Annotated in this window: 14 protein-coding genes; 7 read left to right on the forward strand and 7 right to left on the reverse strand. The window is 67.4% G+C overall.

Annotated features, from left to right (window positions below):
• The first annotated feature begins 5 nt into the window (after positions 1-5).
• Together VMT65_RS19735 and phoU are read left to right on the forward strand one after the other, a co-directional pair.
• Complete coding sequence (locus VMT65_RS19735; protein WP_326309780.1) at positions 6-2,087, forward strand: LCP family glycopolymer transferase; 2,082 nt, start codon at positions 6-8, stop codon at positions 2,085-2,087.
• A 110-nt stretch (positions 2,088-2,197) separates the two neighbouring features.
• A complete protein-coding gene (gene phoU, locus VMT65_RS19740) occupies positions 2,198-2,869 on the forward strand; it encodes a phosphate signaling complex protein PhoU (RefSeq protein ID WP_326309781.1) in 672 nt (223 codons plus the stop codon).
• A 50-nt stretch (positions 2,870-2,919) separates the two neighbouring features.
• On the opposite strand, the gene VMT65_RS19745 is transcribed toward phoU, so the two are convergent.
• The 7 genes from VMT65_RS19745 to VMT65_RS19775 form a co-directional block, all read right to left on the reverse strand.
• Positions 2,920-4,524 carry an MFS transporter gene (locus VMT65_RS19745; protein ID WP_442790287.1) on the reverse strand — a complete coding sequence of 535 codons (1,605 nt, stop codon included), beginning with the start codon at positions 4,522-4,524 and terminating at the stop codon, positions 2,920-2,922.
• Positions 4,525-4,719: 195 nt separating this feature from the next.
• Positions 4,720-5,496 (reverse strand): phosphate ABC transporter ATP-binding protein PstB, encoded by a 777-nt coding sequence (gene pstB, locus VMT65_RS19750; RefSeq protein ID WP_213558211.1) that lies wholly within the window; start codon positions 5,494-5,496, stop codon positions 4,720-4,722.
• Between the two features lie 13 nt (positions 5,497-5,509).
• Entirely contained in the window at positions 5,510-6,409 is a 900-nt protein-coding gene (gene pstA / locus VMT65_RS19755) for a phosphate ABC transporter permease PstA (RefSeq protein ID WP_326309783.1), read from the reverse strand.
• Positions 6,406-7,377 carry a phosphate ABC transporter permease subunit PstC gene (gene pstC / locus VMT65_RS19760; protein ID WP_326309784.1) on the reverse strand — a complete coding sequence of 324 codons (972 nt, stop codon included), beginning with the start codon at positions 7,375-7,377 and terminating at the stop codon, positions 6,406-6,408. The genes pstA and pstC overlap by 4 nt, the downstream gene beginning before the upstream one ends.
• A gap of 114 nt (positions 7,378-7,491) precedes the next feature.
• The gene (gene pstS / locus VMT65_RS19765; RefSeq protein WP_326309785.1) at positions 7,492-8,610 is read right to left on the reverse strand and encodes a phosphate ABC transporter substrate-binding protein PstS; all 1,119 of its coding nucleotides are present in this window, start codon (positions 8,608-8,610) and stop codon (positions 7,492-7,494) included.
• A 230-nt stretch (positions 8,611-8,840) separates the two neighbouring features.
• Entirely contained in the window at positions 8,841-9,737 is an 897-nt protein-coding gene (gene mshD, locus VMT65_RS19770; RefSeq protein WP_326309786.1) for a mycothiol synthase, read from the reverse strand.
• A complete protein-coding gene (locus tag VMT65_RS19775; protein WP_326309787.1) occupies positions 9,737-10,489 on the reverse strand; it encodes a winged helix-turn-helix transcriptional regulator in 753 nt (250 codons plus the stop codon). Before VMT65_RS19775 ends, mshD begins: the two co-directional genes overlap by 1 nt.
• A 247-nt stretch (positions 10,490-10,736) precedes the next feature.
• Between VMT65_RS19775 and VMT65_RS19780 the strand changes: the two genes are divergently transcribed.
• The 5 genes from VMT65_RS19780 (at position 10,737) to VMT65_RS19800 (ending at position 14,043) form a co-directional block, all read left to right on the forward strand.
• On the forward strand, positions 10,737-11,633 hold the full coding sequence (locus tag VMT65_RS19780) for an LmeA family phospholipid-binding protein (RefSeq protein WP_326309788.1): 897 nt from the start codon (positions 10,737-10,739) through the stop codon (positions 11,631-11,633).
• Positions 11,630-12,091 carry a thioredoxin family protein gene (locus VMT65_RS19785; protein ID WP_326309789.1) on the forward strand — a complete coding sequence of 154 codons (462 nt, stop codon included), beginning with the start codon at positions 11,630-11,632 and terminating at the stop codon, positions 12,089-12,091. Before VMT65_RS19780 ends, VMT65_RS19785 begins: the two co-directional genes overlap by 4 nt.
• 256 nt (positions 12,092-12,347) lie before the next feature.
• On the forward strand, positions 12,348-12,839 hold the full coding sequence (locus tag VMT65_RS19790; protein ID WP_326309790.1) for a DUF4395 domain-containing protein: 492 nt from the start codon (positions 12,348-12,350) through the stop codon (positions 12,837-12,839).
• Positions 12,840-12,897: 58 nt separating this feature from the next.
• The gene (locus VMT65_RS19795; RefSeq protein ID WP_326309791.1) at positions 12,898-13,731 is read left to right on the forward strand and encodes a sulfurtransferase; all 834 of its coding nucleotides are present in this window, start codon (positions 12,898-12,900) and stop codon (positions 13,729-13,731) included.
• A gap of 6 nt (positions 13,732-13,737) precedes the next feature.
• Complete coding sequence (locus VMT65_RS19800) at positions 13,738-14,043, forward strand: DUF1416 domain-containing protein (RefSeq protein ID WP_040854871.1); 306 nt, start codon at positions 13,738-13,740, stop codon at positions 14,041-14,043.
• The last annotated feature ends 21 nt before the right edge of the window (positions 14,044-14,064 follow it).

A 14,064-nucleotide genomic window follows, 5' to 3' on the forward strand; every position in this document is an offset into this window, starting at 1 on the left:
CGTTGGTGGGTGACGATCGGTACGGGCGTACGCCACGGCCCGGAGGTCGCGCCCCCTGGGAGCGCTACCCGGCGGACGCCGACGAGTCGACGCGCCCGGGCCGTCGCTCCCGGCACACCGACGAATCCGATGCCGCCTCCGGATCGCTCTCGGTCCAGGACCTCGTGGATCGCGTGGACAGCGAGCGCCAGACCCGCCGCCGCGCCGAGGCGAACGAGCCCGCCGATTCGACTCCTGTGCGTCCGCCGAACCCGGTGACCGCCAACGGGTCCGTGCCCGCCGACGGGTCCGCGCCGACCACCGGCGCGCAGCGGACCGTGCGCGACACCAGTCACCTGCGCCGCGTGGTCGACGCGCCCGGCACCGGCGGCAATCGGGCGGTACCGCGTCCGGCCGATCCGGTCGCGGATCCGGTCACCGAGGAACTACCCCCGGTCCAGACGGCCACGCCGCCCCCGGTCCCGCCCGCCGAGCGCGCCAAGGCGCTGCTCTCGCGAAAGATCTTCTCGCCCGCCGACTATCCGACCACCGCCCTGCCCGCGGCGGTGGGAACCGAACCGGCCAAACGCGTTTCGCCGGCCCGTCGACGCCGCAACCGGCGCATGGCCCTGGCCGGTCGTGTCACCCTCGCCATTGTCGCGGTCATCGCGCTCATCGTCACCGGTGGCGGCTGGAGCTATCTGCGGGCCAAAGACAACAACTTCCAACAGGTTTCCGCGCTCGACGACAACTCCCCCGACGTGGTCGACGCCGACGGACAGACCGGTGACGAGAACTTCCTCATCGTCGGCACCGACACCCGCGCGGGCGCGAACGGCCAACTCGGCGCGGGTACCGAGGACGATGCCGAGGGCGCGCGCTCCGACACCGTCATGCTGGTCAACATCCCCGCCAGCCGCGCCCGCGTGGTGGCCGTGTCCTTCCCGCGCGACCTGGATGTCACCCGCCCCGACTGTGAGGGCTGGGACAACGGCAAGGCCGCCTACACGGGGCAGAAGTTCCCGGGCGCGGCGGGCGACAAGCTCAACGCCACCTACGCCCTCGGCGGGCCCAAATGCCTGACCAAGGTGATCACCAAACTGTCCGGCTTGAAGATCAACCACTTCGTCGGCATCGACTTCTCCGGCTTCGAATCCATGGTCGACGTGGTCGGCGGCGTCGAGGTGTGCACCACCAAGCCGCTGGTCGACGACATCCTCGGCACCGTGCTCACCACCCCGGGCAAGCAGATCGTAAACGGTTCCACCGCACTGGATTACGTGCGCGCCCGCCACGTCTACGGTGAGGAGCGCAGCGACTACGACCGCATCAACCGGCAACAGCGCTTCCTGTCCTCGCTGCTGCGCAGCGCGCTGTCGAGCAAGGTGCTCTTCGATCCGGGCAAGCTCAACGGGTTCATCAACGCCTTCGCCCAGCACTCCTTCATGGACAATGTCAGCACCAAAGACCTGCTGACACTGGGCCGTTCGCTGCAGAAGATGCAGGCCGGGAACATCACCTTCCTGACCGTGCCGACCGCGGGCACCACCTCCTACGGCAACGAGATTCCGCGCGAATCCGATATCAAGGCGATCTTCCGAGCCGTCATCGACGATCAGCCGCTGCCCGGCGAGAAGAAGACCGACGCCCCGGCCAGCACCAGCGCCGCCCCGGCCCCGAAACCCAAACTGTCGGCGGTGGATCCGAGCACCGTCTCGCTGCAGGTGTCCAATGGTTCGGGCCAGGCGGGCATCGCGGGCACCACCGCGACCAAGCTCGCCAATCAGGGCTTCCAGATCTACAGCACCGGCAACTACGCCGACGGCGTCTCCGCCAAGACCAAGGTCCGCTACTCCGGCGGGCACGAGGCCGAGGCCGGGACCGTGGCCAGCGCCATCCCGGGCGCGGTCCTGGAGCCGGCGAGCGGACTGGGCAGCATTGTCGAGGTGGTGGTCGGCTCCGACTTCACCGGCACGGTGAAGGCCCCGACCGCATTCGGCCAGCCCCTGCCCGACACGCCGAGCGATGCCGGCGGCCCGAGTGCGGCCCCGGTCACACTTCCGTCGGATCTGGAGCATGTGAACGCCGCCGACGACCTCTGCAAGTAAGGGGCAGTCCCACTCACCGGAACTGCGGTGACTTTGCTGGGACCGACCGGCACCCACGGTTAACCCGCAGTTGGTGACTTGGTCAGCGGTGCGCACTAATGTCTTGACCTATGCGTGTCATCTACAACGAACAAATGGCCGAGCTCGCCGATCTGCTCGGCGGCATGGCCGGGCTCGCCGGATCGGCGATGGAGCGGGCCACCCAGTCCCTGCTCAATGCCGATCTCGAGCTCGCGGAGCAGGTGATCAGCGAGTACGACCGCATTGCCGAGATGATTCAGCTGGCCGAGGAGAAGGCCTTCGCTCTGCTTGCCCTGCAGGCGCCGGTCGCCGGTGATTTGCGGCAGGTCGTCAGCGCGATCCAGATCGTCGCCGATGTGAACCGCATGGGCGTGCTCTCGCTGCACGTCGCCAAGATGACGCGCCGCCGCTTCCCGGCCCACGCCGTGCCGGAAGCGGTGAACAGCTACTTCGCCGAGATGGGTCGGGTCGCGGTGAAGATGGGCGCCACCGCCAAGGAGGTGCTCGAGACCCGCGATCCCGAGCGGGCCGCCAAGCTCACCGACGACGACGAGGCGATGGACGATCTGCGCAAGCACCTGTTCACGCTGATCATGGACCGCGACTGGCAGTTCGGCGTGGCCTCGGCCGTCGACGTGGCGCTGCTGGGCCGCTACTACGAGCGGTTCGCCGACCACGCCGTGGAGATCGGCCGCCGGGTCGTGTTCCTGGTCACCGGCGTGCTGCCGCCGGACCCGGACTCGGAAAAAGAGAGCATCTGAGACCGAAGGGGTTTCCGGCAGGCCCGGAAACCCCTTCGTTTCACCGCGTGTCAGTCCTCGTCGGACTCGCGCCAGCCCATCAGCACCGAACTCCCCTGCTCCACCCGCCACGGAAGCGTCGCGGCCACGATGACCGCGCATACGACCAGGGTGCCGACCGCGATATAGGACGCGGCCTCGGCCCCCTGCATGGCCGCGACCTTCATGGCCTCGATGAGGTTCGTCTTCGCCTGCGCCAGTAGCGGATTCACCGGGGCCTTCACGATCTCCAGCACACTGATCGGCGTATTGCTCGCCAGCTCCTTCTGATGCGGGTTCATGATCTGATCCGGAATCGCGGTGATCCTGCCCGCGATATTGGTGCTGTAGACCGAGGTCATGACCGAGCCCAGCAGTGCCACGCCGAGTGCGCCACCCACCTCACGCGTGGTGTCGTTGACCGCGGATCCCGCGCCCGCCTCCGCCAAAGGCACCGCGCCCATGATGGATTCGGTCGCCGGACCCTGAACCACCGCGAATCCCAGGCCCATCAGGATCATGGACACCACAACCGGTCCCAGATAAGGGGTTTCGACCCGGGTCTGGCCCGCGATGTACATGGCCACCGCCAGGATCAGCAGCCCGGACACCACCATGGCCGTGGTACCCAGCCGCTGCGCCAGCAGGGTCGCGATGGGCGCGCCGAGGCCGACCGCCACCGCGAAAGGCAGTGAGTGGATGCCGAATTCGAGCGGCGAGAGCTCCTTCACGCCCTGGAAGTACTGGGTGATCAGGAACAGGAAGCCGAACGCGGAGAAGTAGGACACCGTGATCGCCAGCGACGGCAGCGCGAAGCGGCGATTGCGGAACAGCCGCATGTTCAGCACGGGGGTGGGCGTGCGCAGTTCCCAGGCCACGAACGCGGCCAGCAGGATGATCGAAACCAGGTATCCCACCAGGCTTTCGGTGGCGAACCAGCCGTGCTTGGGCGCCTCGATGATGGACCAGACCAGCGCGGTGACCGCGGCCAACGAGAGCACGACACCGACGCGGTCGAGCCGATCCACATGGTCCGCACGGGATTCCGGCAGCGTCAGCAGCGCCGCCGCGATGGCCACCAGCGCCACCGGGACATTGATCCAGAACACCGAATGCCAGGAAAAGTACTTCAGCAGCCAGCCGCCCACGGTCGGCCCGATGGCGACCGCGACGCCCGCCATGGCCGTCCACAGCGCGATGGCCGCAGCCCGTTCGCGTTTGGCGGTGAAGATATTGGTGATGAGCGCCAGCGTGGCCGGGAAGACCACGGCCGCGAACACGCCCATGCCCGCCCGTGCCGCGATGACCTGGCCGAGTCCGCTCGACAGCGCGCCCGCCGCCGACATGACCGCCACGCCGCTCAATCCGATGATCATGAACCGCCGTCGCCCGTACCGGTCGCCGAGGTGCCCCATGGCGAGCAGCAGCCCGGAGAAGGCCAGGGTGAACGCGTCCACGATCCACTGCAGCCCGCTCATATCGGCCTGCAGCTGCACCGCCATGGACGGCAGGGCCACGTTCACCAGCGTGTTGTCCAGCACCACAAGCAGTTCCGCGAGACAGATGGCGACCAGCGCCGCCACCTTCGCCCGCTGCGACAGCCCCGTCGCGGTCCGTCCGGATCCCAGGCTCGCCATTGAGACGGTCATCCGACACCTCCTAACTAAACCGATCGGTTTACCAGCAAGCCCAGAGTAACCGTGACGGACGGTTCCACACAATTGCCCGCACCCAATATGACGCGCGCCACACAGCACCCGCTCACCGCATGTGACCTGCGCAAACAAAACGACCCCTGCCATTTGGCAGGGGTCGTAGACGCCGGAGAGTCTTTAGCCGAAGCGGCCCGAGATGTAATCCTCGGTCTGCTTCTGCGACGGGTTGGAGAAGATCTTCTCGGTCTCGTCGATCTCGATGAGCTTGCCGGGCTTGCCCTGCGCCTCCAGGTTGAAGAACGCCGTCTGGTCACTCACGCGCGCGGCCTGCTGCATGTTGTGGGTGACGATGACGATGGTGAACTCCTTCTTCAGCTCGGTGATCAGATCCTCGATCGCGAGCGTGGAGATGGGGTCCAGGGCCGAACACGGCTCGTCCATGAGCAGCACGTCGGGCGACACCGCGATGGCGCGCGCGATGCACAGCCGCTGCTGCTGACCGCCGGAGAGGCCGCCGCCCGGCTTGTCCAGGCGGTCCTTGACCTCGTTCCAGAGGTTGGCGCCGCGCAGCGACTGCTCGGCCACCTCGTCGAGCTGGCCCTTGTTGCGCACGCCCTGCAGCTTCAGCCCGGCCACCACATTGTCGCGAATCGACATGGTGGGGAACGGGTTCGGCCGCTGGAACACCATGCCGATGGTGCGGCGCACGCCGACCGGATCGACCTGGGCGCCGTAGATGTCCTCGCCGTCGAGCAGCACCGCGCCCTCGACGCGGGCCTCCGGGGTCACCTCGTGCATGCGGTTGAGCGCGCGCAGCACGGTCGACTTGCCACAGCCGGAGGGACCGATGAACGCGGTCACGCTGCGCGGCAGCACCGTCAGACCGACATTGGCGACGGCGTGGAACTTGCCGTAGTAGATATTGAGGTCTTTGACGTCAATTCGCTTGGCCATCAGTCTTTTCCTTCTATCGGTTCCGCGTCAGCAGCTTGTTGACCGCCGCGGCGGCGAGGTACAGCAGCGCGATGATCAGGATCAGGGTCAGTCCGGCACCCCAGATGCGCTCGCGACCGGCGGGCGTGGGGTTGGACAGCTCCTGGTACATCAGCAGCGGAAGCGAGGCCATATTGCCGTGGAAGACATCGAAGTTGATGGCCTTCGAGTAGCCCACCAGCACCAGCACCGGCGCGGTCTCACCCATGACGCGGGCGATGGCCAGCAGCATGCCGGAGATCATGCCCGGCGCGGCGGTCGGAATCACGATCCGCACAATGGTTTTCCACTTCGGAATGCCGAGCGCGTAGGAGGCCTCGCGCAATTCGTCGGGAACCAGCTTGAGCATCTCCTCGGTGCTGCGCACCACCACCGGCAGCATGAGCAGCACCAGGGCCAGCGACACCGCAAAGGCGCTCTGCGGGAAGCCGAGGGTGGCGATCCACAGCGCGAAGATGAACAGCGCGGCCACGATCGAGGGCACACCGGCCAAGATGTCCACCATGAAGGTGGTGGTCTTGGCCAGCCAACCGCGTCCGTACTCGACCAGGTAGACCGCGGCCATGATGCCCAGCGGGATGGCGATGACCGCGGCCATGCCCGCCTGGATGAGGGTGCCGTAGATGGCGTGGTAGACACCGCCGGCGTGCGATTCCGGCAACACGCCGTTCTGCGACATGCTGAACCAGCCCGACCTGGTCAGGGCGACCGCGCCCCGCTGAAGCACGACGTAGAGCACCCACAGCAGCGGCACCAGGGCGATACCGAAGCACAGCCACACCACACCGGTGGCCATATTGTTCTTGATCCGGCGGCCGACGCTGACGTGACGGAACGTCGGAGCCTTGACCGGCTTGTCGAGTGTGGCGGTCATCCGTTCACCTTCCCGCCGGCCACCAGCCGAGCCAGTGCGTTGACGACGAACGTCAGAGCGAACAACACGAAACCGGCGGCGATATAGGCGCCGGTCGGCAACTTGGAGCTGAATTCCGAAGCGGCCGAGGCGATCTTGGAAGCGAAGGTGTAGCCGCCGTCGAACAGCGACCACTTGCCGGGCTGAGTCGAGGTGCGCAGCACGATCAGCACCGCGATGGTCTCACCGAGCGCGCGGCCCAGGCCCAGCATGGAACCGGCGATCACGCCCGAGCGGCCGAAGGGCAGCACGGTCATGCGCACGACTTCCCACTTGGTGGCGCCCAGCGCCTGCGCGGCCTCGACGTGCATGCGCGGGGTGAGACCGAAGACCTCACGGCTGACCGAGGTGATGATCGGCAGGATCATCACCGCGAGCACCACGCCCGCGGTGAAGATGGTGCCGCCGCCGGCAATGCTGACATTGCCGTCGGAGAAGAGGAACAGCCAGCTCAGGTGCTTGTTCAGGAAGTCCTGGAAGGGGCTCAACTTGGGAGCCACGACCAGGACGCCCCACAGACCGAACACGATGGACGGCACCGCCGCCAGCAGGTCCACGATGATCGAGAACGGCCGCGCCAGCGCCTTCGGCGAATACTGCGTCAGGAACAGCGCGATGCCCACCCCGATCGGCACCGCGATCGCCAGCGCGAACAACGAGCTCAACACCGTGACCATGAACAGGTCCTTGATGCCGAAGCGCAGGTTGTTGTCGTCCTTGACGTTGAACTCGGTGGCGGTGAAGAAGTTCGCCTTGTTCGCCATGATCGAGGGCCAGGCCCGGATCAGCAGGAACAAGGCGATCAGGGCGATGGCGGCGACGATGATTCCACCGGCGGCGGTGGCCGCCGAGCGGAACGCGAATTCCGCGCCGAACTTCTTGGGTGCGCCGCGCCCCGCGGCCGGTTTGGTGCTGGGTTCGGTCGGCATCAGCGCAGTATCCCCCGGCAGTTGGGCACGGTCTTCCCGCGGGTCGGTCGAAACGGACAGACCCGCGGAGGCAGCTTCGTCGTGCACGGTCATCGTGTTTTTTCGATCAGGCGATCAGGAAATGGCGTTGATCGCGGTGGTGAGCTTGGTCTTGAAGGCGTCCGGCAGCGGCACGTAGCCCGCGTCGGCCAGACCGTTCTGGCCGTTGCCGACGGCCGAGGTCAGGAACGCCTTGACGGCCTTGGCGGTGTCGGCGTCGCTGTACTTCGAGCAGACGATCTCGTAGGTGGCCAGCATGATCGGGTACGCGCCACCGGTGGTGGGCTTGTAGATCGAGCTGTTGTCCAGCACCAGGTCGTTGCCCTCGCCCTTGACCTTCGCGGCGTCGACGGCCTTGGCGGCGGTCTCGGCGGTCAGCTCGACCGGCTTCGGGTCGTTGGAGGTGGCGGTGGTCAGCACGCGCACGGTGGACAGCTTCTGCGCCTTGGCGAAGGACCACTCGGTGTAGGTGATGGTGAACTTGGTGTTCGCGACCGCGGCCGACGTGCCGTCCGAACCCTTGGCGCCCTCACCGGTGCCGCCGTTGAACGCCTTGCCCGCGCCCTTGGTGTAGCCACCGGCGGCGGTCAGGTACTTCTGGAAGTTGTCGGTGGTGCCCGACTCGTCGGAGCGGAAGATCACGCCGATCTTGTCCGAGGGCAGCTTGTCGGCCTTGTTGGTGTTCAGAGCCATGATCGCCTGGTCGTTCCAGGTGGTGATGTCGCCGGAGAAGATCTTGGCGATGGTCGGCGGGTCGAGGACCAGGTCCTCGATGCCGGGCAGGTTGTAGGCGACCGCGATGGGGCCGAAGACGGCGGGCAGGTTCCACGCCGGGCTGCCGCAGCGGGCGGCGGCCTTGTCGGTCTCACCCTTGCTGGCGTCCAGCGGCGAGTCCGAACCGGCGAAATCGGTCTGGTTGCCGAGGAATTCGTTCACACCCGCGCCGGAGCCCGAGCCGGTGTAGTCCAGCTTGGCACCGCTGCAGTTGGTCTGGTAGGCGGCGACGAAACGATCCATCGCGTTCTTCTGCGCGGTCGAGCCACTGGCCTTGAGCGACGACTTGCCGCCGCACGCGACATTGATCTTGGAGGTGTCGCCACCACCGGCGTTGTTGTCACTGCCACACGCGGACAGGGTCAGGGCACCGGCCGCGGCCAACACACCGAGCAGGGCGCTGCTGCGCTTGAGATTCACCTATTCCTCCGGGAATCACGGTTGCACGTCCAACCCCTCAACGGTCGGACGGGCGCTGATCTGGCGGCTGTTCGCTGCGAACTAGCGCACCGGGCAACGGAATGCGGCCCACTTGCAACGTAGGGGCGCTCGGTTGACAGTTGGACCTGGGTAGGTGAACGAGAGATGAACAACCCACCCCGATTGCGGCGTACGGTATGTGACATTAGCCGCACTGTTGCCGGGCGTAATTACGACACGGCGGAATAGGCGACGTCGATGTGGAATCGGGTGAAATCGAGCCGGGTGTAGGTGTGCACGGCGGCCGTGTTGTCGCCCTCGGTGTAGAGCAGCACCGCGCCGAGACCGCGGTCGGCCAGATAGTGCAGACCGGCGAGGGTGAGCAGGCGACCGAGACCGCGGCCCTGCGCCGCCGGATCGATCCCGACGACGTAGACCTCGCCGATCGGCGGGTTCTCCTCGGAATGCACCTTGGTCCAGTGGAATCCGAGGATGCGCTCCGGATCGGCCGGGTCGACGGCGATGAACAGACCCTTGGGGTCGAACCAGGATTCGTCGCGGCGGGCCGCGATATCGCGCGCGGTCCAGCCACCCTGTTCGGGATGCCAGGAGAAGGCGGCGTTGTTGACGCGGAGCAGTTCGGCATCGTCGGAAGGCCCCGCGTAGGTGCGCAATTCCAGACCGTCCGGCACGATCAGCTCGGGTAGCTCAGCGTTCGCCAGTTCCCGTCGCATTTGCCACAATTCGCGCGAAACGGACAGGTTCAGCCGGGCCGCGACGGCCTGCGCGGGCGGCAGGTTCCCGTGCGCCCAGACCCGTGCGCCCGGACCCCCGGCCGCCAGCGCCGCGGCCACCAGACCGGCGCCGATTCCGTTCCCGCGCGCCGCCGGATCGACCGCGACCTCCGCCATGGCGGGGTGTTCCCCGTGCGCGGGAACGAGATTCGCGTAACCGGTCACCGCGCCGTCTCGCATGTCCACCAGATGGCGTGCGGGAGAATCGTTTCCGAGCGAGAGCACGGCCTGCTCCGACACGGGCGCGACCCCGTCGGCCGCGGTGGCCCGCTCCAGCACGGCCCGCACCGCCGCGGCGGTCTCGGGGGACAGCCGCTCGGTCCAGGACGTCATCAGAGCGCGCCGTTCGCCGTCGTCAGTTCGGAGTCGTCGCCGTCGGCGTCGGGGAAGGTGACCGCGTCGCCCTTGCCCGCCGACCGCGACGGGCGCACCGCCTTGTAGCCGACATTGCGGACCGTGCCGATGAGCGACTCGTACTCGCTGCCGAGCTTGGCGCGCAGGCGTCGCACGTGCACGTCCACGGTGCGGGTGCCACCGAAGAAGTCGTAGCCCCAGACCTCCTGCAGCAGCTGCGCGCGGGTGAAGACCCGGCCCGCGTGCTGCGCGAGGTACTTCAGGAGTTCGAACTCCTTGTAGGTGAGGTCGAGCGGGCGGCCGCGCAGTCGCGCGGTGTAGGTGCCCTCGTCGATCACCAACTCGCCCAGGGTGATCTTGCCGGTGTTCTCGGGGCTGGCCACGCCGCCGTTGCGCGCCACCAGCAGCCGCAGCCGGGCGTCGAGTTCGGCGGGTCCGGTACCGGGCAACAGAATGTCGTCCAGTCCCCAGTCCGCGTTCACCGCGACCAGACCGCCTTCGGTCAGCACCGCCACCACCGGCACCGAGGAGCCGGTGCTACCCAGCAAACGGCACAGGCCGCGCGCGGCGGCCAGATCGGTGCGGGCATCCACCAGCGCCACATCGGCGGATCCCGCCTCGAGCAGGGATGCCACCTCGGTCGGCGCGGGCCGCACGTGGTGCGGCAGCAAAGCGAGCGACGGCAGCACCGCCTCGGGGTTGGGGTCGGAGGTCAGCAGGAGCAGCTCCATGGGGGCCCTCCATCCCATCTGGCATGTGTGTGGCTACCGCACTGTCGGCCACTACCCCATGCAGGTCATCACAGGTAATCGCTGCCTACATTAGCGTGTGTGGACCGACAGGCTCGTATCTCGGGGCACCGTCGCTACCAACCGGTCCGGTCCACCTGTCTTTCATCTCCTTTTCACCGGCCCGCGACCTGCCCGTGTCGCACCTCGACCGCTGATCACCCCACCATCGCCGACTAGGCTGCGGGCTATGCGTTTCCGGAGGCTCCTCATCGGATTGCTCTGCCTGGCAGGGCTGGCCGTGCTGCTCGACTTCGGGGTGGCCGCCTACTCCGAGTACCGGGTGTCGCGGCTGCTGCGCACCGGTTCGAGCCTGAGCGCCGATCCGGCGATCAACTTCCACGAATCGCTGCGGCACCCGTTCGTGGTCCAGGCCATGGACGGCGATTTCCTCGGCGTGGACATTCGCGCCCGGACCATGCGCCCCGACATTCCCGGCCAGATCTCGGTCGAGGCCGACCTGACCGGCATCCACCTGAGCATGCGCAACCTCGTCGACGGCAATGTGCGCAAGGTGCCGGTGGACGAGGTGACCGGACGCGTCCGCTTCGAGCCGACCGAACTCGGACGCGTGTTCCAGATTCCGGATCTGCAGGTCTACGGGCCCTACGCCGACAGCTCCGATATCTCCGCCGACGCGGACGCCGCCGCCTCCACCGCGACCCCGACCAAGGCGGCCGCCCTCATCCTGCAGGGCACCGTGCCCATCGGCCCCGACGCCGACGCCGCCTCGGTCACCGATCCGCGGGATGACAGCCGCGACCACACCACCAAGAAGACGAATGCGGTCAAGGTGCACGTGCTGGCCGAGATGCGACTCGACGGCGATCAGATCCGCATCACCGCCACCGCGATCTCCGGCCGGGATCTGCAGGCCGACACCGACTCCGTACTGCCGGGTCAGCAGCGGATCGTGGTGCCCGAAGCGGATCGGCCCGCGGTGCTGGCCCATTTCACCCGCACCATCGACATCAAGAACATGCCGTTCGGAATGGCGCCCGCCAAGGTGCAGGCCAGCGGCGGGCAGCTGGTGGTGACGGGCACCGCCACCGAGACGACCGTCGACCTGGATCGGCTGCAACCGTGATCGTGCTCGGGATCCTCGCGGCCTTCCTGCTCGCGGCGCTCGTCGTGGGAATCCTGGTGCGCCGCAACGAGGGCCGGGTGCGATCCACCGCGGTCCCCGCGAATCCGCCGGCGGCCGAATCGAATCGGTCCGCGCTGCTGACCGCAGCCGGGGTGATCGAGGGCCGACCCACCGTGCTGCATTTCTCCGCCGACTGGTGCGGCCCGTGCGCCGCGGTGCGCCGGGTGGTCGCCAACGTGGTGGCCGAACTGGCCGACACCGAGCGCGCGCCGCTGGATCTCGAGGTCGATATCGACGCCAACCCGGAGCTGGCGCGGGCGCTCAACGTGCTCTCGCTGCCCACCACATTCGTGTTGGATTCTCGAGGATTGGAACGCTTCCGCATCTCCGGCGTGCCGAAAGCCGCGGATCTGCGCACGTCACTGGGGCCTTTAACGGTCTCGGGCTCCGCCGAGTGATCAGCATTACGGACCCGGGGTCCAATTTCCCCCGAAAATTGGGTAAACTCCCCCACGTGCAATCCAACCGCGAGCTGATGCTCACCCGACGCCGCACGGTAGACCTGTGCCGGCTCGGTGGTTGTTGCTGCCTGTGCCGCTAGCCGGTCGGCCTTTCGTATTCCTTTGTCGCCGACCGGATTTGTCCCCGCTGTCGAGAGATCACCCCGATCCTCCGGCGCTCTGGCCAATACCCCTTCCGCACAGGAGTACTCCCATGTCGAACCCGCATCGCAATCCCTTACCCAACGGTCAGGTCGATGTCCGCGGCCCGCGCTTCGCGGCCTGGATCACCACCGCCGTCCTGGCCCTCGTCCTGATCGTCGCCGTGTTCTCCGTCCCCGCCGCCACCGCGCTGCTGGCCCTGCAGGCCATCGTGTTCGGGCTGAGCGCCGCCTACGGTCCGCGCCGTAGCCCCTACGGCCGGATCTACGCCGCCGCCGTCGCGCCCCGGATCGGCGCGCCGACCGAGCTGGAACCCGTTGCGCCGCTGCGGTTCGCGCAGCTGGTCGGGCTGGTCTTCGCGGTGCTCGGCGTGCTCGGGTTCGCGGCGGGCAGCACCGTGGTGGGCGCGATCTTCACCGGTTTCGCGCTGTTCGCGGCGTTCCTGAACGCGGCCTTCGGAATCTGCCTGGGCTGCAAGATCTATCCGCTCGTCGCGCGGTTCCGCACCGCCGCGACCGCCTCGACCTCCGACTCCTCCGTATAACCACCCTCAACCACACGAACGCACCGCCGCTCCCTGGCACCGCATCGAAAGGAACAACATGGCTCGCTCCGATGTCCTGGTCTCCGCAGACTGGGTCGAAGAGAACCTGAACACCCCGGGCGTCGTCCTCGTCGAGGTCGACGAGGACACCTCGGCCTACGACCTCGGCCACATCGAGGGCGCGGTGCGTCTGGACTGGAAGAAGGATCTGCAGGACCAGGTCCGTCGCGACTTCGTGAACCAGGAGCAGTTCTCGGCGCTCCTGTCCGAGCGCGGCATCGGCAACGACGACACCGTCGTGCTCTACGGCGGCAACAACAACTGGTTCGCGGCCTACGCCTACTGGTACTTCAAGCTCTACGGCCACCAGGACGTGAAGCTGCTCGACGGCGGCCGCAAGAAGTGGGAGCTGGACGGCCGCCCGCTGACCAAGGACGTCAAGGTCCGCCCGGCCACCGACTACAAGGCCGCGGCGCAGGATCTGTCCATCCGCGCCTTCCGTGACGAGGTCATCGAGGCCATCGGCACCAAGAACCTGGTCGACGTGCGCTCCCCCGACGAGTTCTCCGGCAAGATCCTGGCCCCGGCCCACCTGCCGCAGGAGCAGTCGCAGCGTCCGGGCCACATCCCGTCGGCCATCAACGTCCCGTGGTCCAAGGCCGCGAACGAGGACGGCACCTTCAAGAGCGACGCCGAGCTGGCGGAGATCTACAAGGAGGCCGGTCTGGACGGCGAGAAGCAGACCATCGCCTACTGCCGCATCGGTGAGCGTTCCTCGCACACCTGGTTCGTGCTGCAGGAGCTGCTGGGCCACCAGAACGTCAAGAACTACGACGGGTCCTGGACCGAGTACGGGTCCCTCGTCGGTGCACCGATCGAGTTGGGAGCGTAATTACCTATGTGTGCTGCACCTACCCAGGGCCAGGCCCTGCCCGCCAATGTCGATGTCGAGAAGGAGACGGTCATCACCGGCCGCGTCCTGACCGCTGACGGCCAGACCGTCGGTGGCGCGTTCGTCCGCCTGCTGGACGGCAATGGCGATTTCACCGCCGAGGTCGTGGCCTCGGGCACCGGTGACTTCCGCTTCTTCGCCGCGCCGGGCACCTGGACGCTGCGCGCGCTGTCGGCGTCGGGCAACGGCACCGTCGAGGTCTCGCCGGAGGGCGCGGGCATCCACAACGTGGACGTCACCGTCGCCAAGTAAGCGGCGAAATATCAAGAACGG

The organism is Nocardia sp. CDC153 (assembly GCF_035818515.1).
Classification (GTDB): Bacteria; Actinomycetota; Actinomycetes; order Mycobacteriales; family Mycobacteriaceae; genus Nocardia.